Origin of the sequence: Streptomyces sp. NBC_01304 (assembly GCF_035975855.1) — a bacterium.
GTDB lineage: Bacteria > Actinomycetota > Actinomycetes > Streptomycetales > Streptomycetaceae > Streptomyces.
This window is the reverse complement of sequence record NZ_CP109055.1, coordinates 9,787,627-9,812,983: the sequence shown is the minus strand read 5'-3', so window position 1 is coordinate 9,812,983 and position 25,357 is coordinate 9,787,627. Positions and strand designations below refer to the sequence as shown.

At 72.1% G+C, this 25,357-nt stretch carries 22 protein-coding genes; 9 read left to right on the top strand and 13 right to left on the bottom strand.

Translation table 11 applies throughout. The features are described from left to right. Positions 1-115: 115 nt before the first annotated feature. The 5 genes from OG430_RS43725 to OG430_RS43705 form a co-directional block, all read right to left on the bottom strand. Entirely contained in the window at positions 116-1,813 is a 1,698-nt protein-coding gene (locus tag OG430_RS43725; RefSeq protein WP_327358232.1) for a PucR family transcriptional regulator, read from the bottom strand. A gap of 162 nt (positions 1,814-1,975) precedes the next feature. Beyond that, on the bottom strand, positions 1,976-3,082 hold the full coding sequence (gene menC, locus OG430_RS43720; protein ID WP_327358231.1) for an o-succinylbenzoate synthase: 1,107 nt from the start codon (positions 3,080-3,082) through the stop codon (positions 1,976-1,978). After that, entirely contained in the window at positions 3,079-3,951 is an 873-nt protein-coding gene (locus OG430_RS43715) for a GNAT family N-acetyltransferase (protein ID WP_327358230.1), read from the bottom strand. The genes menC and OG430_RS43715 overlap by 4 nt, the downstream gene beginning before the upstream one ends. Continuing rightward, the gene (locus tag OG430_RS43710) at positions 3,948-5,036 is read right to left on the bottom strand and encodes a M20/M25/M40 family metallo-hydrolase (protein ID WP_327359465.1); all 1,089 of its coding nucleotides are present in this window, start codon (positions 5,034-5,036) and stop codon (positions 3,948-3,950) included. The genes OG430_RS43715 and OG430_RS43710 overlap by 4 nt, the downstream gene beginning before the upstream one ends. 120 nt (positions 5,037-5,156) lie before the next feature. After that, a complete protein-coding gene (locus OG430_RS43705) occupies positions 5,157-8,477 on the bottom strand; it encodes a serine hydrolase (protein WP_327358229.1) in 3,321 nt (1,106 codons plus the stop codon). A 435-nt stretch (positions 8,478-8,912) separates the two neighbouring features. Here OG430_RS43705 and OG430_RS43700 point away from each other — a divergent pair, with 435 nt between their 5' ends. Further along, positions 8,913-9,641 carry an alpha-isopropylmalate synthase regulatory domain-containing protein gene (locus tag OG430_RS43700; protein ID WP_327358228.1) on the top strand — a complete coding sequence of 243 codons (729 nt, stop codon included), beginning with the start codon at positions 8,913-8,915 and terminating at the stop codon, positions 9,639-9,641. Between the two features lie 156 nt (positions 9,642-9,797). Then, entirely contained in the window at positions 9,798-11,717 is a 1,920-nt protein-coding gene (locus OG430_RS43695) for a TerD family protein (protein ID WP_327358227.1), read from the top strand. Positions 11,718-11,770: 53 nt separating this feature from the next. Here the strand turns inward: OG430_RS43695 and OG430_RS43690 are convergent, their stop codons facing one another. Together OG430_RS43690 and OG430_RS43685 are read right to left on the bottom strand one after the other, a co-directional pair. After that, positions 11,771-12,247 carry a hypothetical protein gene (locus OG430_RS43690; RefSeq protein WP_327358226.1) on the bottom strand — a complete coding sequence of 159 codons (477 nt, stop codon included), beginning with the start codon at positions 12,245-12,247 and terminating at the stop codon, positions 11,771-11,773. Positions 12,248-12,326: 79 nt separating this feature from the next. Then, positions 12,327-13,106, bottom strand: coding sequence for a GntR family transcriptional regulator (locus tag OG430_RS43685; protein WP_327358225.1), 780 nt, complete (start codon positions 13,104-13,106; stop codon positions 12,327-12,329). Between the two features lie 314 nt (positions 13,107-13,420). On the opposite strand from OG430_RS43685, the gene OG430_RS43680 reads away from it, so the two are divergent. Continuing rightward, positions 13,421-14,680, top strand: coding sequence for a PTS transporter subunit EIIC (locus OG430_RS43680; RefSeq protein ID WP_327358224.1), 1,260 nt, complete (start codon positions 13,421-13,423; stop codon positions 14,678-14,680). A 208-nt stretch (positions 14,681-14,888) separates the two neighbouring features. Beyond that, complete coding sequence (locus OG430_RS43675; protein ID WP_327358223.1) at positions 14,889-15,437, top strand: hypothetical protein; 549 nt, start codon at positions 14,889-14,891, stop codon at positions 15,435-15,437. On the opposite strand, the gene OG430_RS43670 is transcribed toward OG430_RS43675, so the two are convergent. Continuing rightward, entirely contained in the window at positions 15,412-15,972 is a 561-nt protein-coding gene (locus OG430_RS43670) for an HIT family protein (RefSeq protein WP_327358222.1), read from the bottom strand. The genes OG430_RS43675 and OG430_RS43670 overlap by 26 nt on opposite strands. A 134-nt stretch (positions 15,973-16,106) precedes the next feature. Here OG430_RS43670 and OG430_RS43665 point away from each other — a divergent pair, with 134 nt between their 5' ends. Together OG430_RS43665 and OG430_RS43660 are read left to right on the top strand one after the other, a co-directional pair. Continuing rightward, positions 16,107-16,715: a Type-2Aa cytolytic delta-endotoxin gene (locus OG430_RS43665; protein WP_327358221.1), complete on the top strand. Its 609-nt coding sequence runs from the start codon at positions 16,107-16,109 to the stop codon at positions 16,713-16,715. 19 nt (positions 16,716-16,734) lie between these two features. After that, positions 16,735-17,391 carry a M15 family metallopeptidase gene (locus OG430_RS43660; protein ID WP_327358220.1) on the top strand — a complete coding sequence of 219 codons (657 nt, stop codon included), beginning with the start codon at positions 16,735-16,737 and terminating at the stop codon, positions 17,389-17,391. A gap of 37 nt (positions 17,392-17,428) precedes the next feature. On the opposite strand, the gene OG430_RS43655 is transcribed toward OG430_RS43660, so the two are convergent. Next, a complete protein-coding gene (locus OG430_RS43655) occupies positions 17,429-18,916 on the bottom strand; it encodes an MFS transporter (protein WP_327358219.1) in 1,488 nt (495 codons plus the stop codon). 208 nt (positions 18,917-19,124) lie between these two features. Between OG430_RS43655 and OG430_RS43650 the strand changes: the two genes are divergently transcribed. Then, positions 19,125-20,102, top strand: a complete 978-nt coding sequence (locus OG430_RS43650; protein WP_327358218.1) for an Lrp/AsnC family transcriptional regulator — start codon at positions 19,125-19,127, stop codon at positions 20,100-20,102. 3 nt (positions 20,103-20,105) lie between these two features. Here OG430_RS43650 and OG430_RS43645 read toward each other — a convergent pair whose 3' ends face one another. The 3 genes from OG430_RS43645 to OG430_RS43635 form a co-directional block, all read right to left on the bottom strand. After that, a complete protein-coding gene (locus OG430_RS43645) occupies positions 20,106-21,731 on the bottom strand; it encodes a helix-turn-helix domain-containing protein (RefSeq protein ID WP_327358217.1) in 1,626 nt (541 codons plus the stop codon). A gap of 115 nt (positions 21,732-21,846) precedes the next feature. Beyond that, complete coding sequence (locus OG430_RS43640) at positions 21,847-22,059, bottom strand: hypothetical protein (RefSeq protein ID WP_327358216.1); 213 nt, start codon at positions 22,057-22,059, stop codon at positions 21,847-21,849. A gap of 98 nt (positions 22,060-22,157) precedes the next feature. Further along, positions 22,158-22,646: a glutathione peroxidase gene (locus OG430_RS43635; RefSeq protein ID WP_327358215.1), complete on the bottom strand. Its 489-nt coding sequence runs from the start codon at positions 22,644-22,646 to the stop codon at positions 22,158-22,160. A 95-nt stretch (positions 22,647-22,741) separates the two neighbouring features. Between OG430_RS43635 and OG430_RS43630 the strand changes: the two genes are divergently transcribed. Both OG430_RS43630 and OG430_RS43625 read left to right on the top strand, forming a co-directional pair. Further along, positions 22,742-23,512: a GNAT family N-acetyltransferase gene (locus OG430_RS43630; protein ID WP_327359464.1), complete on the top strand. Its 771-nt coding sequence runs from the start codon at positions 22,742-22,744 to the stop codon at positions 23,510-23,512. A 131-nt stretch (positions 23,513-23,643) separates the two neighbouring features. After that, positions 23,644-24,900 (top strand): M20 metallopeptidase family protein, encoded by a 1,257-nt coding sequence (locus tag OG430_RS43625; RefSeq protein ID WP_327358214.1) that lies wholly within the window; start codon positions 23,644-23,646, stop codon positions 24,898-24,900. Between the two features lie 37 nt (positions 24,901-24,937). Here OG430_RS43625 and OG430_RS43620 read toward each other — a convergent pair whose 3' ends face one another. Next, positions 24,938-25,288 (bottom strand): DUF190 domain-containing protein, encoded by a 351-nt coding sequence (locus OG430_RS43620; protein ID WP_327358213.1) that lies wholly within the window; start codon positions 25,286-25,288, stop codon positions 24,938-24,940. Positions 25,289-25,357: the final 69 nt, after the last annotated feature.

Here is a 25,357-nt window from a genome sequence, read left to right as displayed (position 1 = left end):
CGCCGCTCCCCCGCGTTGTCCCCCCACCACGGGGCTGCGGGCCGTGCCCGTCGGCCTGCCTACCCGGAGTTGGCGGTACGTCGTGGCCGCTCCGGCCGCTCCGGCCGCGTCGGCATCACGCCGGCGCGGCCGGCGACGCGTCCTCGGCGAGCGGCGCGGTGGCGCCGGGGCTCTCCTGCCGGGGCAGCATCCGCAGCTGGAGCATCAGCGCGAACCGGGCGTCGGGGTCGGAGAGGTCGATGTCGCCGACCTCGGTCACCCGGCGCAGCCGGTAGCGGAACGTGTTCTGGTGCACGTACATCGCCGTGGCGGCGGCCGCGACGTCGCCGAACGCGTTCAGCCACGCGCGTACCGTCTCGACCAGGCACGAGTCGTGCTCCCGGTCGTAGGCGAGCAGCCGGGCGAGCGGGCCGGTCGGCCGGTCGCCGCGCTGGGCGGCGAGGTCGCCGAGTTCGAGCAGCAGTGCCTCGACGTGCACGTCGGCCATGCGGGCGACGTGGCGCGTCCCCGCCTTGGCGCGCAGGACCCGCAGCGCGCGGTCGGCGCCGCCCCGGGAGCGCGCAAGAGCGGTGCCGTCCGGGGCGGCGGGGCCGATGCCGATCAGCGGCTTCCGGCGTTCGCCGATGCGCTTGAGGAAGTCGGCCCCGACGCGCGCCGCCCGCTCCTCGGCGTCGTGCTGGTGCCGGGCCACGGGCAGGATGCCGTACGCCACGTCGCCGATGAGTGCCGCGGCGGCGCGGGGGTGGACGGCACTCAAGTGCATGGCGAACGCGTCGGCCAGGCGCTGCCGTTCGGCCGTGTGCCGCGCGTGCAGGGCGGCCGAGGCGGGCTCCTGGGACGGGGAGCGGTCGGGTGCGGCCAGGGCGAGGACGACGCCCGCCTGGTCCGCCAGGCCGAGCCGGTCCAGGGCCTCCGCCGCGCCCGGCCCGCCCTCGAGGACGGTGCCCACCAGGTCGGCGCGGAGCCTGCGCTCCACGTCCGCCCCCGCGCGCTGGCGGAGCATGTGCAGCGCCACCAGCTTCGCCGCGTCGCACAGCGCCTGGGTGCGCTCCGCGCTCAGCGGCGCGTGCACGGCGGCCCAGATCGAGCCGAGGATCTCGTCCCCGGCGCGCACCGCGATGGCGACCCGCGGCAGGTTGAACTCGTCGCTCCCGACAGGGTCGACCTCGACGGGCTGATCGCTGCGGTACAGCGACCGGAAGACGCCGCGGTCCTCCAGCATCCGGGTCAGGCGCTCGGGCACCTGGCGCCCGAGGATCGTCTCCACCCGGGAGGGGTCGGCCTCGTCCTGGCGGCCGGAGAAGGCGAGGACGCGGGAACTGCGGTCCTCGATGGTGACCGGTGCGTCGAGGAGCGCGGCCACCGCGTTGGCCAGGGCGAACAGGTCGCCCGACGGCATGCCGCCCAAGGTCTGCGCGCCCACCTCGCCGACATCGCCCTCGGCGAGCAACGACCGCAGCAGAGAGGCGAGTTGCGCCCAGGACGCGCCACGGGTGAGGGCGAGGAGCGCGACCCCGGCCCGCTGCGCGGCGGCCGTGACCGCCGCGTCGCAGGGGGCGGGCGCGCGCACCACCAGGGCGGCGGCGCCGGCCGCGCCGAGCTCGGTGAGCAGCCGGGCGGTCTCGGCCCCGTCGTGCACGCCGACGCCGAGGACGAGCGCCTGGCGGGGCAGGACGGGCTCGTCGAGCGGATCGTGGATGACGACGCCGCCGATGGCGTCCGCCTTCTCCGGGTCGCCGCAGACGAGGTCGAGCAGGGTGGTGCCCAGATCGTCCAGGACGCGGCCGAGGCCCGCTCGTGGTCGTTCGGTCACGGTGGCACGCTCCCCTCCGGCCTCAGGTGCGGCTGTCACGGCCGTGGTTCGTCGGCCAGGACGGGATTGTGGCCATGGTTCGTCGGTCAGGACAAGGGTTCGACGGGGACGGGATGTGCCGGGCGTCCGCCGCGGTGAAGTCGTGGACGCGGCGGCCGCCCGTCACAGGGCGATCCATTCCGTGCTCACCGTGACCTCTTCGAGCACCTCCGGTACGGGTTCCACCCCGAGCCCGGGCCCGCTCGGCACCACGAGATGCCCGTCGTCCAGGACGAACGGCTCGGTGATGTCGGTACGGAAGTAGCGGCCGGACGCGGAGGTGTCGCCGGGCAGGGTGAAGCCCGGCAGCGCCGCCAGGGCGACGTTCGCGGCCCGGCCGAGGCCCGTCTCCAGCATTCCGCCGCACCACACCGGCACACCGTGCGCGACGCAGACGTCGTGGATGCGGCGGGCCTCCAGATAGCCGCCGACGCGCCCCGGCTTGATGTTCACGATGCTGCACGCGCCCAGGGTGATCGCGGCCGCGGCGGCCCGGGCCGAGGTGATCGATTCGTCGAGGCACACCGGCGTCTCGATCACCTTCGCCAGCTCGGCGTGGCCCAGGATGTCCTCTTCCTCCAAGGGCTGTTCGATCAGCAGGAGTCGGAAGGGGTCAAGCCGGGCCAGGTGCCGTGCGTCGGCAAGGGTGTAGGCGGTGTTGGCGTCGACCTGCAGCAGCAGGTCGTCCCCGAAGTGCTCGCGCACGGCCCGCACCGGCTCGATGTCCCAGCCGGGCTCGATCTTCAGCTTGATGCGCCGGTACCCCTCCTCGACGTACGAGGTCACCGCGTCGATCAGTTCCGGCAGGGAGTCCATGATCCCCACCGAGACCCCGCACGGCACGCGGTCGTGCACCGCGCCGAGCTCACGGGCCAACGGCACGCCCAGCGCCCGCAGTTCGGCGTCCCACACCGCCATCTCCAGCGCGGCCTTCGCCATCCGGTGGCCCTGGAACGGCGCGAGGGCCGGGGCCACCGCGTGCACGTCCAGGCGCTCGCACGCGCCCAGTGCCGGGACGAGGAAGCGGCGCAGCACGTCGGCGCAGCCCGCGGCGTACTCGGAGGAGTAGCGCGGGTCGGCCATCGCCACGCATTCGCCCCAGCCCTCGGATTCGGTGCCCACCGCGCGCAGCAGCAGCGCGGCGCGTTCGGTCTGGGTGGCGAAGGACGTGCGGAAGGGTGCCACCAACGGCAGCCGGATCTCGCGGAGTTCGATTCCGGTGAGCTTCACTGGACTTCTTCCTTTCGTACGAGGACGTACCATCCGGCCCGGTCGAATCCCGCCACCCGCCACCCCTCGGCGAGCAGCCCGCCCAGGGCCTCCCGCAGCGCGGAGCGCCAGTCGGCCGCGCACGCGGGATCGCTGCGCCGCAGTTGCTCGATGTCGTGGGGCACGGCCACCAGGACCCGCGATCCGTCGGCGCGGCCCGGTGCGGGCCTGCCCTCGGCCGTGACGCCCAGGGCGACCGCGGCACCGGGGGCGGCAACCGTCCGCGCGGGACTCCCGTGGCAGGCGGCGGCGACCTCGGGGGCGGGGAGTCGCCAGGTGACGAGGAGGCGGTCGGTGTCGTCGGCGCCGTTGATGCCGTCGTTCATCACGCCGTAGAAGTTGGGCAGGTACTCGGCGGGTTCGGCGGCCAGCTTGCCGATGTTGAAGTAGGCGTTGCGCCGCACCAGCGGGTCGAAGGTCCAGGACACCTGTGTCGTGCCGCGCCGCAGCGCCCAGGAGCGCTGGTGCACCTTGAGCGCGAAGCCAACGCTGCGGCCGCGCGTCTTGCCCGCGACGCCCGCGATGTGGCTGTGCAGCGCCCCGTGCGGCGGCGGTCCGAAGAAGCCGATGCAGGCGCCGACCAGTTCGTCGTCGTCGAAGGCGGCGGCGACGTAGTTGCCGGCTTTGGTCATCGCCCGCAGCAGTTCGGTCGTCACCAGGGGGTTCTCGCCGCCCGGCTGCCAGATCCCGGCGAAGAGGCGGCATACGGCGTCGAGGTCGGCGAGTTCGGCGATGGTGCGGACAGTGCAGCCCGCCGCGCGGGCGGCCGATGCTGCCGCCGTGGCGGCGTCGTCCGTGGGGCGGGGCACGGCGAGCGGGGTGTCCGTCATCGGGCGGACCCGCCGAGGAGGTCGTCGACGAGTGCCGCCAACAGGGCCGTACGAGCGGGCAGTTCGGCAAGCAGGACATGCTCGTCGTCCGCGTGCGCGCCCCCGCCCACCGCCCCGAGCCCGTCGAGCGTGGGGGTGCCGACACCGGCGGTGAAGTTGCCGTCGGAGGCGCCGCCCACTGCGGCGGCGGTCAGCGGCCGCAGGCCGAGCCGGCCGGCCAGTTCCTGTGCACGCTCGAAGAGCGCCGCCGAGGAACTCGCCGACAGCGGCGGCCGGTTGGGGCCGCCCGTCACCTCGACCACCGCACCCTCCACGGCCGGCCGCAGCGCGCGCAGGGCGTCGTCCACCCGTGCCTGCTCGGCGGCATCACGGATGCGTACGTCCACGGCGAACTGTCCTTGCGCGGGAACGGTGTTGGTCGTGGTCCCGGCGCCGAGCAGGGTGGGGGTGACCGTGGTGCCGGCGGCCGGGTCGGCGAGCGCGGCGACGGCGAGGATCTGGTGGGCGGCCTCGACGGTGGCGTTGACCCCGCGTTCCGGTTCGAGGCCCGCGTGCGCCGCCCGTCCCCGCACCCGTACCTCGTAGCGCGAGACGCCCTTGCGTTCCGTCTTCAGGGCGCCGCCGTCCGCCGACGCCTCCAGCACCAGCGCGGCGACGCAGCCGGCCGCCTCCGCCTCGATCAACTCCCGCGAGGACGGCGAGCCCAGCTCCTCGTCGCCGGTGACGAGCACGCTGACCCCGTCGACCGCGCCGAGGGCCGCCAGGGCGTGGAACGCCATCACGAGTCCGGTCTTCATGTCGAAGCAGCCGGGCCCGCGCAGCACACCGTCGCGCACCGCGCAGGGATGCGTCGCGAGCGAGCCGAGCGGCCACACCGTGTCGTGGTGCCCGAGCACCAGGACCCGCCGCGGGCCGTCACCGAGGCGCCACCGCAGATGCGTACGGCCGTCGAGGACGATCACTTCCGGAGCCGCACCGAGATGCGCGGTGCCCATCGCCGCGACCACGGCCGCGCTCGCCGCCACCGCGTCGAGATCGGCCGACGGCGACTCGGCCCGTACGAGCCGCTCGATGTCGGCGGTCATCGCGGGCAGCGCGGCCTCGAACCGCGCCACGGACAGACCCTCCACGTCCTCCACCGAGGAACCCTTCACGTGCAGACCTCTCATGTCATTTCGCCTTCGACCCACGTCAGTTGACCCACGTCAGTTGACCTTCGGCGTCGCGCGGACGCCGTGGTGCAGATATCGCTCGCCGGTCGGCAGGCCGTAGAAGGTGACGGGAATCCAGCTGCGGGTGCCCGGCGGGCGCACCGCGAACCGGCCGTCGGCGACGGGCACCAGGTCGAACTCCTGGACCGGCTCCGGCATCAGGTGCGCGAGCGGCCCGGTGACGGTCTGCCGCAGCCGGGGCCCCTCGGCGCCGGCCAGGATGTCGATGCGGGTGCCGGCCCGCTCGTAGTGGCCCAAGTGCCGCTCCACGTCCACCTCTACCGGTTCTGCGGGCGGCTCCAGCGGGGGCGGCATGTCGACTCCGGCGAGGTCCGCGAAGATCTCGCGGAAGAGTTCCAGGTACAGGTCGTGGGTGGCGCCGCCGTTGGTGAGGAGCACGACCGCCAGGTCCTGGTCGGGCAGCAGGCGCAGGAACGCGGACTGGCCCAGGGTGTTGCCGTCGTGGCCGATGAGGCGGTGGCCGTCCCAGTCGAAGCGGATCCAGCCGAGTCCCCAGGAGTCGCCGAGGGTGTGGGCGTCCGGCAGGTCCACCTCCCGGCGGGTCATCGCCTCGGTGCCGGACTGCGACAACACGCCCTGGCCACCGGCCAGATGCATCCGGGCGAACGTCAGCACGTCGGCCGCCGAGGCGGTGATCAGGCCCGCGGGTCCGGCGGAGCGCGGCAGGCCCCAGGCCGGGACCGGCCGCGGGTCGGCGTCGCCCTGCGCGTCGTGCCCCATCGCGGCGCGGAAGCGCAGCGCCTCCTCCGGCAGAGTGGTGGTGTGCGCAAGGCCCAGTGGCTTGCTCAGCCGCTCCTGCAGGGCGCGGTCCCAGCTCAGGCCGGTGAGCTTCTCGACGATCCGGCCGAGGAGCACGTAGCCGGAGTTGCAGTACGAGAACGTGGCGCCCAGCGGATGGTTCTGCGCGGCCCGGCCGAGCTGGTCGACGTAGCGTTCCAGGCAGTCGTCGCCGCGGCCGGTGTCGGTGAAGATGTCGCCGTCGATCCCGCTGGTGTGCGTGAGCAGGTGGCGTACGGTGACCTGCTTCGCGGTGGCCGCGTCGGCGAGCTCCAGCCCCGGCAGTACGTCGGCGACCGGCGCGTCGAGGTCGAGGAGCCCCTCGTCGACGAGCTGCATCACGAGCGTCGCGGTCCACACCTTGGTGATCGAACCGATCTGGAAGAGCGAGTCGGCGGTGGTCTCGACGCCGGTGTCCTTGTTCAGCACCCCGTGCGCGGCAAGAACGGTCTCGTCGCCGCGCGAGATGCCCAGGACCGCGCCCGGCACCCGGTGCCGGTCGGCGAGTTGGGCGAGCCTTCGTTGCCAGTGCGCGGTGTCCGACGGGGCGGGCCCGGGTTCACCGGCGTACTGCTCGACCCAGTCCGTGATGCGGCGGTTGAGGTCGATGCGGTGGGAGGGCGGACCGTTGAGGAGGAACAGGTGCGAGCCGCCCGGGTAGAGCACCAGGCGGGTGGGGACGCCGCGTTGGCGCAGTGCGGTGAACCACTGCTCGGCCTGTCCCGCGGGGCAGAGGTCGTCGGCGGCGCCGTGCAGGATCAGCGTCGGGGTGCGGACCTGGTCCACCTGGCTGTACGGGGAGAGTGCGGCGTAGCGTTCCCACTTCTCCCAGGGGAGGCCGCCGAGTTCGGCGACGGCCAGCGCGTGGGCCTCGTCGGAGGTGCCGCACATGCTGGTCAGATCGCTGACGACGCCCCCGGCGACGGCCGCCGCGAAACGGTTGTCGCGGCTGGTGAGGTAGCAGGTCATGAAGCCGCCGTAGCTGTATCCGGCGACCGCGAGCCGTTGCGGATCGGCGATTCCCTCGGCCACCAGCGCGTCCAGCGGCTCAAGGAGATCAGGGGCATCGGCTGTCCCCCAGGCGCCCACGGCGGCCGTGAAGAACTCCTCGCCGTAGCCGTCGCTGCCGCGGGGGTTGAGCAGCAGCACCGACCAGCCGCGTGCGGCCAGCACCTGGTGGTAAAGGTGGATGGAGTCGGCGGCGGCGTTCCAGGCGTTGTGGGGTCCGCCGTGAATGTCGAGAAGGAGCGGCGCGGGATAACCCGTACGAGCCGGATCGCGCAGCAGCCACCCCTGCACTGTCGTACCGTCCGAGATCGTGAACTCCCGCTCCTCGTGCGCGAAGAGCTCCACGTCCGACAGCCGTCCGCCGTGCGCGGTGTGCACCTGCTCGGTGCCGGTCGCGAGGTCCACGGTGGCTATTTCGCCGTACGAGCCGGGCGTGGCCAGCACGAGCGCGGCGGTCCGGCCGGACACGGAGAGCCCGGAGACCACACGCCCGGCGCCGGCGGCCAGCGGACGAGGAGCACCGTCCCCGTCCTGCGTCGCGTACAGGTGCGTACAGCCGCGGTCGCGGACGCAGAACAGCACCGTGCCGTCGGCGGTCGCCCGGGGCAGGGCGCCCGGGTAGCCGAGGCCGCCCGGCATCACATTGCGGTCGAGTGCGGCGGCGAGATCGACGGCCGGTCCGCCGTCGAGCGGGGTGCGCAGCAGGCCCGCATGCCCCACCTCGGTGTCGGCACGGCCGACGACAAGCAGCGCGCCGCCGTCGCCGGTCCAACTCACGGCGTACGCCATGCCCTCGCCGGTGCCGACGCGTCGCGGCTCGGCCCCCGGGCTCGCGACGTCGACCACGTACGCGGCCGAGCGCAAGGTCAGATCGGCGTCTTCGTCGCGTGCCGCGGTGAACGCCAGGCTGCGTCCGTCGGGCGACCAGGCGGGGGCGCCGGCCTGCCAGTCGCCGCGGGTGATGCGGCGGACGGTGCGGGCGGCGACGTCGAGGACGTGCAGATGGCTGCGTACGGCACGCAACAGGCCTGAGCCGTCGGCCTTGTAGCCCAGACGGTCGGCGACGACCGGCGCGTCTGCGGCGGCCTGGGCAGCGCCTTCGACCGGGGCTTCGTCGTCGACCGGTGCCGTGAAGGCGATCGCGGCGCCGTCCGGGCTCCACACCGGCGCCCCGGCACCCAGCGGCAGGCTCGTCACCTGCTCCGGCTCACCGCCGTCGGCGGGCAGCAGCCACAGCTGGGCCGGGCCGTCGTCGCCCCGTCCCCTCAGGAACGCGGTCCACCGGCCGTCCGGCGACCAGGCCGGCGCGGTGTCGGCGGTGCCTCGGGTGAGGGGGCGGGCCGCTCCCCCGCCGGTCGGCACCGTCCACAACGCGCAGTGGTCCCGGTCGTCTTCGCGGTCGGCGCTGCGCAGCACGTACACGATGCGCGTGCCGTCCGGGGACAGGGACGGCTGTTCCGGCAGGTCGAGGGCGTACAGGTCGTCGATGCCCAGGCGTCGGGTGGTCACGGTGTGCGGTCTCCTTACTGATGCGTCGAGTCCGGCGTCGTTTCGGCGCGCAACCCCCACATGCTCACTCCCCACTTCGGACACCGAACCGCTCATGTCTGGAAGGTAGGGCAGGCACTCCGGCACCAGCTTCGTCGTGGGCGACAAGGTGGGCGGGGCGAATTCGTCCGGGATGACGAATCAGGGGGGCATCACCCGGCCTGGACATCGTGTCCGCAGTGTGAGACGGCGTTGCCCTGGCCCTGACACCGTGCCAACATCCGCGCCATGCAGCGTCGGCTCATTATTAGCGGCAGCGTGCCGGCACCGAGGTGACCTGGAGGCGACCCCTCCCAGGCGGCCCACCGCCCGCACGCAGACCTCTCGCATTCCGCGAGGGGTCTTTTTGTTTTCGTCGTACGGTCGGCGACCTGGACAGGACAGGAAGCATCACCCATGACAGACAACGCCGTTCACGCCACGGGCCGCCAAGGCGCCCTCTTCGAGCTGCTGTCCTGGCGGGTCATCACGGAAGACGGCCCTGACACCTCGGGATGCGCCGAGGCGACGGTGAAGCTCCAGGCCCGGGGCAAGCGCGCCATGGCCACCGCGGAGGGCAACGGCCCGGTCAACGCCCTCGAGCACGCGCTGCGCCGGGCGTTGCAACCCGCGTATCCCGAGGTGTCACGCTTCGAGTTGGTCGACTACGACGTCCGCATCGTGGAGGGCAGTGGCGGTGGCGGCACCGCGGCGAAGACCGGTGTCCGGGCCGGTTTCAGCGACGGGCGGCGCGTATGGCAGGCGGAAGGCGCCTCGCACGACCTGCTCGCCGCGTCGTGCGACGCCCTCAAGCAGGCCCTCACATATGGGTTGTTGAGCACTCGACGCGGGGCCGGCGGGCTCGATGCGGCCGTGCTCCCTGATGTCTCAGCGCTCCCTCCGGCGCCGCTCGCACAGCAGGCGACCTGCACGCTCACCGTGACGCTCCGGGACAGTCGAGCAGCGCTCGGCAGGATTGCCGCCACGCTGCGCAGCGTGCCTGTCATGGCGCTGACGTACGCGGGTTCGGAGGCCGCATGGGCCGTCGTGGAGGTGCAGGTTCCAGGGGCCGAAGCGGCACGTGCGTGCGCCAGGCTTCGACGTATGGTCGATGTCCTGACCGTCACGAGTTCCGGCTCCGGCTGAGCTTGTGCGGCCTGGAAGGCTCCCCCCCCCGGATCCCGATCCCCGATCCCCGATACCGCGCCGGCCGCTCATGCGGGGCGAGTTGGCGGTGACAGTGTCAGGTCAAATCGGCATACAGCTTGAAGCAGGCCCTCATAGCGGACCATTCTTGACACCATGAGCCTCGCCTCCGCCTCCTTCGACATGCCCGCCACGGGTGACTACGCCCGCGATTGGGCATTGGTCGATGTGGAGACCTCCGGGCTGATGCCGCGGCGGGACCGGGTGCTGTCCGTCGCGGTGGTCACGATCGGGCCGGACGGCCGGCAGACCGGGGAGTTCTCCACGCTGCTCAACCCGGGATGCGATCCGGGGCCGGTGGAGGTGCACGGGCTGACCGTCGAGAGGCTGCGGGGCGCGCCGACCTTCGACCAGGTCGCCGGGCGGATCTCGGAGATGCTCCAGGACCGGGTCCTGGTCGCCCACAACGCCCAGTTCGACTACGAGTTCCTGGCCCACGAGTTCGCCCGTGCGCGGAGGTGGCTGCCGGTGTCGCAGCGGCTGTGCACCCTGGCCCTGAACCGTCAGGTGGATCCGCCCACACGTGACATGAAGCTGGGGACGCTGGCCGCCCACTACGGCATACCGCAGCAGCGGGCGCACGATGCGCTGGACGACACCCGGGTGCTGGCCGGGATCCTGCGGGCATCGCTGCGCGCGGCGGCGCGGCTCGATCTGCCGCTGCCCCTGGTGAGCTGCCCGCCGCGGGCAGAGTCCGCGTTCACGCCGCAGCCGCCCAAGACGCCCTGCGCCTACCGCAATCCGGGACGGTTGACTCCTGGTGGACCGCTGCGGCAGGGCATGAAGATCGCGATCACCGGAGATACCGCCCTCGCCCGGGCGGAGCTGACAGGGCGAGGCGTCGCCGCCGGGCTGAACATGATGACCTCCGTCAGCCGGTACACCAGCGCGCTGGTCACCAACGCGCCGGCATCCGGTTCGGCGAAGGCGCGGCGCGCACTGACTGAAGGCGTGCCGGTCATCGACGAGGACACCTTCCTGCGCCTGCTGTCCGACGTGCAGGACGGGACGGCCCATGAAGCGACAGCCGCCGTCGTGGTCGCCCCGGCGATCGAACCGGACGAAGGGCGAGCCGGGCCCGTCGGGCCCTCGTCCCTCACGGCATCCGGCGCACCCGCCGCACCCACCCCGGCAGTCGCCGCTCCGACCACGGCCGCGCCCGTCGTGCCCCTGCCCGCCCCGCGCCGGGCAGAGCCTGCGGTCGCCGCCTCGGACGAGCCCCTGTCCGGGCATCGGGTGCTGGTGCTTGGCGGCGTCCATGCCGATGCTGTGGCGGCCCGTACCCGCGTGGTCGAACTGGGCGGGTCAGCAGCCATCAACCTGTCCGCCAGCGTCACCGATGTCGTGCTCCTGCCTCGCGGGGAGGACGACCGGCGCATGAACCGCATCACCGCCATTGAACTCCCCGTGCACGACCGGGACTGGCTCACGTCTCCGACCACCGCCGACCAGGACGCCGTGGCCGTCCGGGCGAACGAGCCGCACGTGATGCCGAGGGGCGGCGTCATCGACCTGCCCCTGCCGCACGGCGCCCACGCACCCGAGTGGTACGTCACCGCGAGCTGGGCTCCGCAGGCCGACTGCGAGATCGACGTCGTCTCCTTCCTCCTCGACGAGGACGAACAGGTCACCGCCGACGAGGACTTCACCTTCTACAGCGCCCCGGAGAGTCCTGACGGAACCGTGCGCCTCCTCACCGGGGGCCCCGCCGAACAGACCATCGCCATCGCTCTGGCCTCGCTGCCGCCCGCGACCCGCAAGGTCGTCGTGGCAGCGGCCATCGACGGCGCCACTACGTTCGGGACGGTGGGCGCGATCCAGATCGGTGCGGCCCTCGGCAGCAGCGGATCCCCCCTCGCCCGGGCCACCCTGGACGCCGCGACCACCGAACGCACCATGCTCCTCGCCGAGATCTACCGCAGAGGCCCGGTCTGGCGCCTGCGTGCCATGGGCCAGGGCTACGACCACGGCCTCGACGGCCTCGCGCGCGGATACGGGGTCGACATCACCGACTGAGGTATGGGGTCGACATCGCAGACTGAGGCTCCTGTAGCACGAACCACAACCGACTACATGGCGGCGCAATGCCGCGCCGCAGCGGCCACAAAGGACTCCATCGCGGTTCGGGAGGCCTCCCCTCTCCGATGCAACTCTCCTGTGTCGGACGCCTCTTCGATGACGATGGAGACCTCGAAGGCATCCGTTGCCAGGCGCACGACGGCGTCGGGAACACCGGCGAGCCGGAGCCGCAGGAGGCGGGATCTGCTCAGGGTGCGCGCTTCGAAGCAGGCGTCCTTCGCCTCGCGATAGATGTCATTACCCGTTCCGTAGTCACGTCTGGTGGACCAACGCCATATCTGTCGGCGGCGGAGCTCGACCAGGGCCTCCGCAAGATCGCAGATGGCCTCCTTCTGTTCTTGCCGATGATGCTCCTGGCGTGCGAGTGCGGCAGCACGGTCGGCGTGCCGGCGCTGGAGGACTCCTGTGACGATGGATCCGCCCAAGGTCCCGAGGACAGCGATCAGCGCAACAAGGACAGCATCCATGGCAGCAAGTGCAGCACCCTGAGCCCCTCCTGACGAGACCACGTACCATCGCCCCGCACCCGCCGAGCCGTTGGTACGCCTAAGCCCGGCCCCGCCCGCCGGCAGTCGGCAATTCCGCGTGGAAACGGAACCGGTCCGCACGGTAGACCGCCCGGTTCAGATCGCAGGGCCACCCCCGCCCATCGGAATGCAACGTATCGGTGTGCAACACCGGTGCCCCCTGCCCCAGTTCGAGGAACTCCGCGTCCTCAGGCGTGACCAGCGCCGCGTACACCGCGTGCCGGGCATGCCGTGGCGCGGCGCCGCGCTCCGCGAGTGCCTGGAAGAGGGAGGCCGAGGTGAAGTCCAACTCGTCCAGGCCCGGGGCGAGTCGGGCCGGTACCAGGCTGTGGCTGCGGCTGACCACCAGGCCGTCGAGGCTGACGACGCGGTCGAGTTCGAAGATCTCCGCGCCCGGCTGGATCGCCAGGCGTTCGGCCTCCTCGAAGGACGCGGGCCGCAGTCGGGCCAGGAGCACCCGGGCGGTCGCGGTGCGGCCCTGGGCCTTCGCGTGTCCGGAGATCCCCTCGAACGTCTCGGCGGGGTAGCCCAGCGTCGACGGGTCCGGCACGACATGCCATCCCGCGCGTTCCGCCGACGTGACGACGCCCTCCGACTCCAGGACGTGCAGGGCCTTGCGCAGGGTGACCCGGCTGACGCCGAGCCGGTCGCACAGGTAGCGCTCGGAGGGCAGCCGGGCCCCGGCGGCGAAGTCGCCGCTTTCGATGGCGGCCGCCACCGCGGCGCGGGCCTGCTCATGGACGGGCCGTGAGCCGTCCCGCACCACACGCGGCAGGTCCGGCGAACCGGTCGCGGTCATCTGCTCACCATCCGAAGAAGCCGGCCAAGCCAAGGAAGCCAGAGAAGCCAAAGAGGAATGCGCTGGTCCAGTATCGGCCCCTGCCCGCCTCCAGGCCTTTCGACCCGGCAATCGAAGCCTCTGCGACACTCCCACCTACGGACCTTCGCCCCATATTGGCCCGCCACCTAACAAAAGCAGACATCCCACCTACTCATCTCGGACTTATTGGCGTATATCTGGTTCAGGTCTGGTCTACATCTGGTGCAGGCCGACCCGGACGCCGCCCACCCCCTCAGTCCCCTGGCGGCGCCCATGCCACCAGGAGGAAGTCAATGAGTACGGCCACGACAGCCGGCGCCCCCGCCCCCGCCCCCGCGAGGAAGAAGCGCGGCTCCGGATTGATGCAGGGCATGCAGAAGGTCGGTCGCAGTCTGCAGCTGCCGGTTGCCGTGCTGCCCGCGGCGGCGATCCTGCTGCGGCTCGGCCAGGACGACGTGTTCGGCAAGAACGGGCTGCACTGGGGCAAGGTCGCCACCGTGTTCGCCACGGCCGGTGACGCGGTCTTCGCCAACCTGCCGTTGCTGTTCTGCGTGGGTGTGGCGATCGGCTACGCGAAGAAGGCGGACGGATCCACCGCGCTCGCCGCGCTGGTCGGCTTCCTCGTCTACAAGAACGTACTCACCGCGTTCCCCGTGGCCGGCTCGGTCACCGAGGCACTGCCCAAGGGCACGCCCCAGGATCCCGGCGTGCTCGGCGGCATCCTGATAGGCCTGGTCAGCGCGATCGTGTGGCAGCGCTTCCACAAGACCAAGCTGGTCGACTGGCTCGGCTTCTTCAACGGCCGCCGGCTCGTCCCGATCATCATGGCCTTCATCGGCACCTGTTTCGGCGTCCTGTTCGGTCTGGCCTGGGGGCCTGTCGGCAGCGCGCTCGGCTCGTTCAGCGAGTGGCTGATCGGCCTCGGCTCGCTGGGTTCGGGCATCTACGGCGTGTTCAACCGCGGTCTGATCCCGGTGGGCATGCACCAGTTCCTCAACACGTTCTTCCAGCAGCAGGTCGGCTCGTTCGCCAAGGGCGACGGCTCGATCGTGCACGGCGAGATCCCGCGCTTCTTCGCCGGTGACCCCACCGCGGGCCAGTTCATGTCGGGCTTCTTCCCGATCATGATGTTCGGCCTGCCCGCGGCCGCCATCGCCATCGCGCACTGCGCCAAGCCGCACCGCCGCAAGGCCGTGCTCGGCATGATGGTCTCGCTCGCGCTCACCTCGTTCATCACCGGCATCACGGAACCGATCGAGTTCACGTTCCTGTTCATCGCCCCCGCCCTGTACGTCGTCCACGCGGTCCTCATGGGTCTGTCGATGGCGATCACCTGGGGCCTCGGGGTCCATGCCGGCTTCGGCTTCTCGGCCGGCGCGATCGACTACGTACTCGGCTGGAGCCTCTCCACCAAACCCTGGCTGATCGTCCCGATCGGCCTGTGCTTCGCCGCCGTCTACTACGTCGTCTTCCGCTTCGTCATCACCAAGTTCGACCTGCCCACACCGGGCCGCGAACCCGAGGACGAAGAGGCGGGCAGCGCGGCCGCATAGCGGCCCGACAGACCGCCCCGGCCGGCCCTCTCGTACGGGAGGACTCTGGACAAGTGGGACCGCACGAGGCCCAAGGACCGGTCGAGGCGTACGGACACCCCAGCGATGGGCCGCTGGGGTGTCCGCGCTTTCCGCCCCGCACGAACGGTGGACGTCACACCCCGACCCCTCTTTTGAACACGTTCAAGACAGGGGTAATGTGCAGCTCATGAGCGAGCAACGCGCCCTCCTGCGGCGTATCCGCGTCTGGTTGGTCTTCTTCGTCGTGTGCCTGGCACTGAGCGGAGTGACGGCGTTTCCCCTGGTCCATGAACTGCACTGGACCGAGGACCTGTTGAACGCCACCGGAATCGGCGACCAGCTGCCGGGGCTGCAGACCTGGATCGAGCGGGTGCGCGCCGGTCTCGACAGCGCCGACGCCGACTACCCCTTCCTGCTGTACGGAACGGACTGGCTGGCCTTCGCCCACCTCGTCATCGCGGTCGCGTTCTACGGCCCCTACCGCGACCCCGTACGCAACATCTGGGTCGTCGAGTTCGGGATGATCGCGTGCGCGGGCATCATCCCGCTCGCCCTGATCTGCGGGCCGATCCGCGGCATCCCCTTCTGGTGGTCGGTGATCGACATGTCCTTCGGGGTGTTCGGAGTCGTGCCGCTGTACATCCTGCGCCGCAAGATCAAGCGCCTGGAAGCGTTGACGGGGGCGTACGCGACACCGGCCCAGCCCCCGCTCACTCCGCAGCCGAGCGCCCGCTGACCCCGGCGCCGGTCCCACCGATCTCGCCGGTCCCACAGATCCCACCGGACCCTCTGATCGCGCCGAGCCCGTCCAGCTCGGCGCCGATCGCGTCCCGCAGATCGTCGTGGCGCGGGCCCAGCGCGAACTCCTCGTCGGACCAGCGCTCTTGCGGGTACCACCACACGGGCCCGCGCACCACGTCGGCGGGCTCCCAGGCGTAGCGCGGCCACACATGGGCGTGCAGAAACCCGTCCCTGTTGCCGAGGATCTCCAAGTTCACCCGCAGGAACGCCGGATCGAGCCGTCGGCAGGCGCGCTCCACCGCCTCGCCGAGGCGGTCCAAGTCCGCCAGGAACGCGAGGCGCCGGGCCCTCGGCAGGTCCGAAAGGCGCTCCACCCGCGGGTCGTCCGCGAGCAGCAGCGCATAGCCGGGCAGGAACTGTACGTCGCCGATCACGGCGAATCCCGCCTCAAGTCGCCTCAGTACACGGGGGTTCTCACCCCGCAGCGCACTGCCGATCCGGTCCGCCCGCCAGCCCTGGGTCTCGGTCATGGTGCCCAGCATGGCCGTATCGCCATACGGGCGAGATCAACGGTCCTGCCCGCGAAAGGCATACTGGCGCCTTTGGATTGATCATGCGGGCCGGCCGTGCGGACCGGTCCTCGGCGATGTGTGCAGGAGGAAGCGTGGTGGACCAGGCAGCCGCGACGACGGCCGGCTTCAAGACGGTCTTCGAGGTGGGCGCTCAGTGCGCGGACCAACTCAGGCTGATCGAGGCCGACTTCCAGGAGGCGATCGCGCCGGCCGCCGCGGACGGCTTCGCGTTCGGGCGGATACAGGCCGCCGCGACCGGTGTTCCGGACGGCACCCTCGTCCGGATCATCCCCGGCTTCGGGCTGCAGGAGACCGCGCGGCCGCACGTCATGGTCCTCACCCTGACCGAGGCCGTACGCCAGGCCCTCAACCAGCCGTTCGCCAACGCCGCGTTCTGGGACAAGGCCGACGAGGCGCTGCGCGGCGCCTTCCTCGGCCTCGGCGACCAGGTGGGTGCCCCGCACTTCCTGCCGCGCCCCGCGGCGGACACCGCCGAGCCCGCGGAGACGTCGTACGACTACAACTTGCTGTTCGCGCTGCAGGACGAGGAGACCGAAGGGCAGCTGTACGTCATCGCCTTCTGCATCCACGTGACGCTCGGCCGCACCCTCGACGAGGTCCTGAACCTGACCCCCGACGACGTGTCGCGCTGCACGCTGCGCCTTGACGCGTTCAGCGTGCGCCAGGCGGTCGTCTCCTGATCATGGGCATGATGGCCTCATGACAGAGATCATCTTGATGTCCGACGCGCGGGTCGCCGCCGTGCCCGTCCAGGAGTGCGGCGAGCCCCTCGTCGATCTGCGCGCCGAGGGGTCGCTGCTCGTCGACACCCGTCAGCCCGCGGACGAGGCGGGCTCCTTCGCCTTCCTGCGGGAGGGTGTCCTCGACCGCCTCGTGAAGGCCGAGGCGGAACTGCCGGACGGGCTGCGGCTGCTGTTCGTCGAGGGCTACCGGCCGCTGTCCCTGCAGCGCAGGTACTTCGAGGAGTACGCGGCCACGCTGCGCGGCGAGCACTCCGACTGGCCCGGCGAGCAGGTGCACGCGCAGGCCAGCCGGTATGTGTCGCCGCCCGAGATCGCCCCGCACAGCGCCGGCGCGGCGGTCGACCTGACGCTCGCCGACGCACAGGGACGCGAACTGGACCTGGGCACCCGGATGAACGCCACTCCGGAGGAGAGCGCCGGCGCCGTGTACACGGGCGCCACCAACATCAGCACGCGGGCACGGGCCAACCGGGAGATCCTGGGGGCCGCACTGCACTCGGCGGGATTGGTCAACTATCCGACCGAGTGGTGGCATTGGTCGTTCGGTGACCGCTACTGGGCGCTGCAGACCGGGGCCTCTGCCGCGCTGTACGGGCCGCGCGAACTCGACTGAGCCCGCACGGCCCGGGGCCGTCGGCGCGTGGGCGCCGCTATCGCGTGGCCGCCGCCGCCTCGGGCCGTGCCACCTCGCTCGCCTGCTCGGCCGCGCGCCGGGGACGTACCAGGATGAGCACCGCCACCGCGGCGAGCAGGCCGATCACGCCTGCCAGGAGCGCGGCCCCGTTCAGCCCGGAGGCGAAGGCGCCGCGCAGGGCGTCTTCGGGGACGCCCGCCCGCCGCAGCTCACCGGCGCCGCCGCCCGCGAGGGCGTGGGCCTGGCCCTGGGTGAGGCTGTCCTGCATCCGGGCGGTCAGGACCGAGCCGAAGATCGCGACGCCGAAGGCATAGCCGAGCTGGCGGAAGGTGTTCATCGCGCCGCCCGCCATCCCCGCCCGCTCGGCCGGCACCGAGGACAGCGCGGCGCCCGCGAGGGCCGGGGCGACCAGTCCGATGCCGACGCCCGCGAGCACCAGGCCCGGCAGCAGCGCGGTCCACGAGGAGCCCGCACCGAGGACGCCCTGAGCGAGGGTGCCCGCGCCGATCAGGGCCAGACCGCCCCCGATGCTCAGGCGCGGCTGCACGCCGTGCAGCAGTCGACCACCAACTGCCGACGCCACAAAGGCCGTTGCGGCCAGCGGAAGCACCGCGAGGCCGCCGTGCACCGGGCTCATCCCGAGCACCGTCTGCAGCCACACCGAGGTGTACGGCAGCACGGCGAAGGCGGAGGCGTTGTAGGCGAGCGCGGCCGCCATCACGCCCACGAAGGCGGGCGTACGGAACAGCGAAAGGTCGATCAGCGGCTGGGCCGCCCGGCGCTCCACGAGCACGAAGCAGAGCAGCGCGAGGGCGGCGAGCGCGAAGGTGGTCAGGGTGCGCGTCGAGGTCCAGCCGGCACTGCCCGCCCGCACCACGGCGTACGTGGTCAGGCCCGCGAAGCCCGCGAAGGCCACGGTGCCCGCCCAGTCGATCCGGCCGCCGCGCGGCGCCCGCGACTCGGGCACGGTGCGCCGGGTCAGCCAGATCGCGGCCACGCTCACCGGCAGATTGACGAAGAAGATCCACCGCCAGCCGGGCCCCTCGGCGAGCAGCCCGCCGACCACCGGGCCGAGCGCGGCTGCGGCTCCGCTGACCGCACCCCACAGGCCGAGCGCCACCGAGCGGTCCTTGCCCTGGTAGACCGAGCCGAGCAGCGGCAGCGTCGTCGCGAACATCCCGGCCGCGCCCAGGCCTTGGACCGCGCGGGCGGCCACCAGGGCCTCGGGCGACGAGGCGAGCCCGCACGCCAGCGAGGCCGCCGCGAACAGCGCGACCCCGGCCACATGCAGCCGGCGCCGCCCCAGCAGATCGGCGGCCGCGCCGGTCCCGAGCAGCAGCGCGGCAAGCGCCAGCGCATAGACGTCGATGACCCATTGCAGCTCGGACAGCGACGCGCCGAGCGCGTGCGCCATGTCCGGCAACGCCACGATGACGATCGTGACATCCAGCAGCAGCATGAATGTCCCCAGGCAAACCGCGGTGAGCGGCCCCCACTTGCGCATTGTCTTCTCCCTGTACGGCGACACGTATGTCTCGGTCGGTAAGGCGATACGTCGGTCGGTACGGCCCGGCCGCCCGCCGAGGCCCGGCCACCGAAGTCCGGCCACCGAGGCCCGCCCGACCACTCCCGTACGATCGAATGCGTACGACCCTTCTCCCCAGCCAGCAGCGCCCCAGCGACGGAATCCGACATGAGAGGTGGTCCACGGCGTGGAATCCAACGGATTCGATGACCTCGACCTGAGGCTGCTGCACGCCCTGGAGGTCGATGCCCGTGCCTCCTTCAGCAAGATCGCCGGTGTGCTCGGTGTCTCCGACCAGACCGTCGCGCGGCGCTTTCGCAAGCTGCGGAGCGAGGCCGGGCTGCGGGTGGTGGCCGTGCGCTGCGCCTCCGCGCGACCCGGCAACGAGTACTGGATGCTGCGGCTGCGCTGCACCCCGGAAGGCTCGACGACGATCGCCGAGGCACTGGCGCGGCGGCCCGACACGACCTGGATCGGGCTGACTTCGGGCGGCACGGAGGTGGTCTGCACCACCCGGGCCCGAAGCCGGGACGACACCGACGAGCTGCTCCTGGGCAAGCTGCCGCGTACCCCGCACATCGTCGAGATCCGCGCCCACCAGATGCTGCACCGCTTCTACGGCGGCCCGTCCGGCTGGTTGGCGAAGACCGGTGCCCTCACCAAGGACGAGGCCGCCGAGCTCTCCCCCGGGCCGCATCCTCAGGCAGGGCCCGCGGTGATCGCCGCGCAGGACGAGTCGCTGGTCGCCGCGCTGGAGGAGGACGGGCGGGCCACGTATCCGGAGTTGCAGAAGGCGACGGGCCGCTCCGAGTCGGCGGTCAAGCGCCGGCTCGCCCAACTGATCGGCTCGGGCGCGATCTTCATCGATGTCGAGTTCAATACCGAGTACTTCGGCTTCCGCACCTCCGCGATGCTGAGCATCACCGCCGCGCCGCGCTTCCTGAACACGGTGGGCGAGGCGCTCGCCCGGCACGAGGAGATCGCCTACGCCGCGGCGACCACGGGCCCGTCCAACCTGATGGCGGTCGTGGTCACCCGGGACTCCGCGCACCTGTACGAGTATCTGAGCGAGCGGCTCGGGATGCTCGAAGGGGTCGAGCACGTCGACACGATGCCGTTCCTGCGGCGCGTCAAGCAGTTGACGTACCGGCAGTTCCGCGGCTAGCGGTCAGGGCTGGCCGGCCGCCGCTTCGGCGTCCGCGGTGGATCCCGTCCCTGCCGTGTCCGCGGCGTAGACGTCCTTCACCTTCACCTCGGTGACGCCCCGGCCCTCCGGGAACACGGCCCGCCAGTCGCCGATGACGTGCAACTCGTCGGTGCCCATGGCGCGTACGACCGTGAGGCCCTCGTCGTATGCCTTGTACGCCTTCATCCAGAGGTTGGCGAACGCCTGGGAGCGGATGATGTGCATCCAGTCCGGCCGGTACAGCTCACGGTTGTAGTTCGACTCCCCCATCGTGGAGACGAACTTCGAGTACATCGCCTTCACGTACTCCAGCGTGACGTCGTCGCCCTCGGCGAGGGCGCCCTCGCGGGCGTCGCGCAGCGTCATGCGGAACTTCTCGAGCAGGCCCTCGGTGGAGCCCGAGGTGTACGACTCGTGGATCACGGGCGCATCGCACAGCCCGTACTTCGCCGTGGCCAGGCGCTGCAGCAGTCGCAACGTGGGCTCGGTGACCCACAGCGGGCCCGGCTCGTCGCGGGCGCCGATCGGGTTGGGCAGGATCGCGTCGTGGTCCCAGTCGGGCGGCGTGATCAGGTGGAGGCCGGCGCGGCGGCGGTCGAATTGGTTGCCGACCGTGTGCTCCAGGGCGCCGAGCGGCAGGTGGGTCTTGAGGGCCGACAGGTAGGCGCCGTTGATGTCCAGGGCGGTGATCTCGTGGGCGCCGGGCGGGAGTTCGGGCCGGGTCCACTTGGGCCGGGCCTCCCAGATCTCGTCCGGGCCCTTGGCGGACTTCTTGCGCACGATGTCCGGCATCGGGGGGTGGGCGATGATGTCGTAGCGGGCGCCCTTGCGGCAGGCGTCGAGCAGGATCATCGCGTCCGGGATCGCCCGCTTGACCAGGGCGGCGGTGGCCGCCTCCACCTCGCCCTCGTGCTTGGCCAGGGCCGCTTCGACCGCCTCGCCGATCAGGTCGGGCATGTCGGAGGAGGCCTGGAAGGCGCGGCGGGAGGGGGTCGGGGCGGGCTGGTCGGGGCGTTTGCGGGAGGGGGGCGGGCTGGCCGCCGAGGCCTGGGCGGGCTGCTTCGGGGGTTCGGGCGTGGCGGCGACATGCTCAGCACCGGCTCCAGCTCCCGCACCAGCACCAGCACCAGCACCAGCACCAGCACCAGCAGGTGCGATGCCCGATGCGGCGGCGCACTCGTCGGACGTCAGATGCTGGGGGAACCCCTCGACCTGGTCCACGGCTGGTTCCCCGCACAGCACGCACGGCGCCGCCGCTGCCGCACCCTCGGGGGCCGGTCCCGGTACGGCGCCCTGGCCCGCCCGCCCGCCGACTTCGGCTTCCGCTTCCTCTTCCGCTTCGCCTTCCGCGCTGTCCGGCGCCTCCGGCCGCAGCTTCGCGCGCAGTCCGTCCAGCAGGTACGCGTACTTGGTACGCACCTCACCGCTGGGCTCGCGCCCCGACTCCCAGCCCGCCAGGGTCTTCGCGTTCACGCCGAGCACCTGCGCCAACTGGGCCTGGGAAAGCCCCGCTTCGAGACGCAGTGAGCGCCGCTCCTCGGCGGGAGGCAGCGGCTCCTCCTTGGACACCGAGGCCAGCAGCGCGTCCAGTGCGCTGAAATCCGTCATCGGCTCGTCCTGTTCCTCTCGCCCTGCGGGCACGGTCGGCCCGCCACCAGGGCGAGCGTATCCCCCGCACCGCACACCTCCGGTGTGGCCACCGCGAGCGTCGCCGGGCCGGCTCCTACTCGCCGCCGTCGGCGCTCCCGCTGCTGCTCCGGCTCTTGCGGGAGCTGCTCGCCAGCGCGCCCGCGACGTGCGTCACGACCGAGGCCACACCGAGCGTCCCGGCCGCGACCAGACGGACCCAGCGAGGGCCCCCGCGCTTCGCCCAGAGCACGCAGACACAGCCGGCGACGGTGAGGGCCAGGACGGCAAACAGCACCAGAACAGTCATTTTCCCTACCCTTGAGCACGTACGAATCTCGTGATCATCTCAGACCGGGAAGACGACGGTTCCGGTGCTGCAGTTCCGTTGCTGGTGCCGCAGTTCCGTCAGGCGGGCAGGTTCTCCTCGATCGCGGCCACCAGCTCGGCGGCCTCGGGCTCGGTGCGCGGCCGGAAGCGGCCCGCGACCTCACCGGCGGGGGTGAGCAGGAACTTCTCGAAGTTCCACTGGATGTCCCCGGCCTCGCCCTCCGCGTCCGCCTGCTGCGTCAGCGCGGCGTACAGCGGGTGCCGTCCGGCGCCGTTGACGTCGGACTTCTCCAGCATGGGGAAGGTCGCGCCGTACGTCGCAGAGCAGAAGGTGGCGATCTCCTCGGCGCTGCCGGGCTCCTGCCCGCCGAACTGGTTGCAGGGCACCCCGAGCACGGTGAACCCGCGCTCGGCGTACTGCTGTTGCAGGCGCTCCAGGCCCGCGTACTGCGGGGTGAGACCGCACTTGGAGGCCACGTTCACCACGAGCACCGCCTTGCCCTTGTAGGCGGCGAGCGACGTGGGCTCGCCGTCCAGGGTGCGCAGCTCGATGTCGTACAGGCTCATCAACTCTCCTCGGTCGGGCGGTCCGGCGTTCTGCGTTCGGCCGTTTCCAGTGTGCCTCGTGATGTGATCGGTCCATGCAATCACTGCTGGCCGCCATGGAGCAGAACCTCGCCCACCACGCCTGCCATCTGCACGAGCGGCTGCCGGGCGCGCGCGTCGACCGGGGCGATGACCTGCTGATCGCCGACAGCGGGCTCGCCGACGACACGTTCAATGTCGTCGCGGCCGCCCGGTTCGCGCCGGACATGGCAGGGGCGCGGATCGACGAGACCGTGCGTCGGGTGCGCGCCACCGGTCGGCCCTTCTCCTGGTGGGTGGGCCCCGCCTCGGCCCTGGCGGACCTGTCCGCCCGGCTGGCGGACGCCGGACTCCCGGCGTCCGAGCACGAGACGGCGATGTGGGCCGAGCTGGCGGACGACGCCGTCCCGCCGCGCCCCGACGTCGAGGGTCTGAGCATCGAGAGGGTGCGCTCACTGGATCAACTCGCCGACTACGCCGCTGTGTTGTCCGCCAACTGGGACCCGCCCGCGGCCACCGTCCGGCGCTTCTTCGCGTACGCCTCCGAGGGGGCGCTGGCCGCCGGGTGCGCGGCCCGCCACCTCGTGGGGTACGTCGGGCGGCGCCCGGTGGCCACCGCGGAGGTGTTCGTCTCCGCGGGCGTCGCGGGGATCTACAACATCTGCACCCTCGCCGGACAGCGCCGGCGCGGCTACGGCGGCGCCCTGACCCTGGCCGCGCTGCACACGGCGCGGGAGCTGGGTGTGCGTACGGCGGTGCTGCAGGCCTCGGCGGACGGCGAACCCGTCTACGAGCGCCTGGGGTTCCGGGCCTGCGGCCGGTTCACCGAGCACGCACTGCTGCCCTGAGCCGTGCCGGGAGGCGGGGGCGGACCGGGCGGACCGGGCGGACCGGGCGGCGCCATGGTGGTGGGGCCGGTTCTCTGTCACCGTGGCGTCGTCCGCGCCGCCCGCCGCGACCCGACCCCGGAGGCCGTACGGTGACCACCCCAGGCATCCCCGCGACCACCCCAGACACCCCCGCCCCGGAGCAGGACGACCTGCTCGCCGACGCCCGAGGCCTGCTGCCGGGCATCGTCGCCGTCCGCCGCACCCTGCACCGGGCCCCCGAGCTGGGCCTGCACCTGCCACGGACGCAGCGAACCGTGCTGGACGCCCTCGAAGGGCTGCCGCTCGCGATCAGTAAGGGCAAGGGCCTGACATCCGTCACCGCCGTCCTCGACGGTGCCCGCCCGGGGCGGACGATCCTGCTGCGCGCCGACATGGACGCGCTGCCCCAACACGAGGACACCGGCCTGGAGTTCAGCTCGGAGGTGCCCGGTGCCATGCACGCCTGCGGGCATGACGCGCACACCGCCATGCTCGTCGGTGCCGCCCGGCTGCTCGCGGCCCGGCGGGAGCGGCTCGCGGGGCGCGTCGTGTTCATGTTCCAGCCCGGCGAGGAGAGCGGGGGCGGGGCCCGGCACATGATCGACGAGGGCGTACTGGGTGACGAACCGGCCGCTGTGGACGGGGCGTTCGCCCTGCACATCAGTTCGCGGCAGGACAGCGGCACCCTCGGTCTGCGGCCGGGCCCGGCCCTCGCGTCGGCCGACCTGGTGCGCCTCACCGTGCACGGCGGTGGCGGGCACGCCTCCGCACCGCACCTGGCCCTCGACCCGATACCGGTCGCCTGCGAGATCGTGCAGGCCCTGCAGACGATGATCACGCGTACGGTGAGCGTCTTCGATCCGGCGGTGCTCACGATCACCCGGATCCAGGCCGGCACCACGACCAACATCATCCCCGAGACCGCCGAACTCCTGGGCACCCTGCGCACGTTGACCCCGGACACGCGCAGCACCGTGCGCGGGCGCATCGCCCGGCTCGCCGAGCACATCGCCGCGGCGCACGGCGCCACGGTCGACATCGACCTGACCGAGGGCTATCCCCCGCTAGTCAACGACGCGGGCTTCACGACGCTCGCCACCGAGACCGCGACCGCCCTGCTCGGCGCGGAGCGCGTCCATCACGTGGCCGATCCGGTGATGGGCGCCGAGGACTTCAGCTACGTCCTCGAACGCGTCCCCGGCACCATGGCGTTCCTCGGCGCACGGCCACCGGGCCGGACTCCGGAGCAGACCCCGGACCTCCACTCCAACCGGGTCGTCTTCGACGAGGACGCCCTGGCGACGGGGGCGGCGGTGCACGCGGCGGTGGCACAGGCCTTCTTCGCGCAATCAGGCCATCCCAAATAGGGCCATCAGGGCTGTACAGCAGCCGAGTTGACCGGCCTCAAGGGCGTCCACGGGCCGTGCTGTGGTGGCGTACGACATCGATGGACACCGCGGCCCGCGCATGCTCGAGGACGTCCTGCACGGTCCCCAGGAACTCGCGCAGCTGCTGCTCACCGTCGACGATCAGGACGGAGCACGGCCCCCGCGGGGCGAAGTGTGCGGAGTCCGCATGGTGGAGGCCGCCGCCGGGCCCGGAGCCCTCGAAGTCGTGGAAGACACTGGCCCCGGCCAGACCCGCGCGCAGGGCGCGGTGGACGAGTTCGGCGTACGCGGGCCGGTCCTGCCAGAGCGTTGCGCCGTCGAGCCGGACGGTGAGCCGGGCCACCGCGTCGTCGTCGCGCCTGGGCATCGGCCACCTCCTGACGCAGGTCAACGTACTGCCGCCCGAAGCGAGCGAACAGCGGCCGCGTACACAGCA

Bases quoted from the DNA above. Each gene is read 5' to 3' on its own strand.
- OG430_RS43675 (WP_327358223.1), top strand. From the start codon at position 14,889: ATGAGCGAGCAACGCGCCCTCCTGCGGCGTATCCGCGTCTGGTTGGTC.
- OG430_RS43640 (WP_327358216.1), bottom strand. From the start codon at position 22,059: ATGACTGTTCTGGTGCTGTTTGCCGTCCTGGCCCTCACCGTCGCCGGC.
- OG430_RS43620 (WP_327358213.1), bottom strand. From the start codon at position 25,288: ATGCCCAGGCGCGACGACGACGCGGTGGCCCGGCTCACCGTCCGGCTC.
- OG430_RS43645 (WP_327358217.1), bottom strand. From the start codon at position 21,731: ATGACGGATTTCAGCGCACTGGACGCGCTGCTGGCCTCGGTGTCCAAG.
- OG430_RS43680 (WP_327358224.1), top strand. From the start codon at position 13,421: ATGAGTACGGCCACGACAGCCGGCGCCCCCGCCCCCGCCCCCGCGAGG.
- OG430_RS43635 (WP_327358215.1), bottom strand. From the start codon at position 22,646: ATGAGCCTGTACGACATCGAGCTGCGCACCCTGGACGGCGAGCCCACG.
- OG430_RS43655 (WP_327358219.1), bottom strand. From the start codon at position 18,916: ATGCGCAAGTGGGGGCCGCTCACCGCGGTTTGCCTGGGGACATTCATG.
- OG430_RS43710 (WP_327359465.1), bottom strand. From the start codon at position 5,036: ATGACCGCCGACATCGAGCGGCTCGTACGGGCCGAGTCGCCGTCGGCC.
- OG430_RS43715 (WP_327358230.1), bottom strand. From the start codon at position 3,951: ATGACGGACACCCCGCTCGCCGTGCCCCGCCCCACGGACGACGCCGCC.
- OG430_RS43660 (WP_327358220.1), top strand. From the start codon at position 16,735: ATGACAGAGATCATCTTGATGTCCGACGCGCGGGTCGCCGCCGTGCCC.
- OG430_RS43630 (WP_327359464.1), top strand. From the start codon at position 22,742: ATGGAGCAGAACCTCGCCCACCACGCCTGCCATCTGCACGAGCGGCTG.
- OG430_RS43670 (WP_327358222.1), bottom strand. From the start codon at position 15,972: ATGACCGAGACCCAGGGCTGGCGGGCGGACCGGATCGGCAGTGCGCTG.
- OG430_RS43700 (WP_327358228.1), top strand. From the start codon at position 8,913: ATGACAGACAACGCCGTTCACGCCACGGGCCGCCAAGGCGCCCTCTTC.
- OG430_RS43685 (WP_327358225.1), bottom strand. From the start codon at position 13,106: ATGACCGCGACCGGTTCGCCGGACCTGCCGCGTGTGGTGCGGGACGGC.
- OG430_RS43690 (WP_327358226.1), bottom strand. From the start codon at position 12,247: ATGGATGCTGTCCTTGTTGCGCTGATCGCTGTCCTCGGGACCTTGGGC.
- OG430_RS43695 (WP_327358227.1), top strand. From the start codon at position 9,798: ATGAGCCTCGCCTCCGCCTCCTTCGACATGCCCGCCACGGGTGACTAC.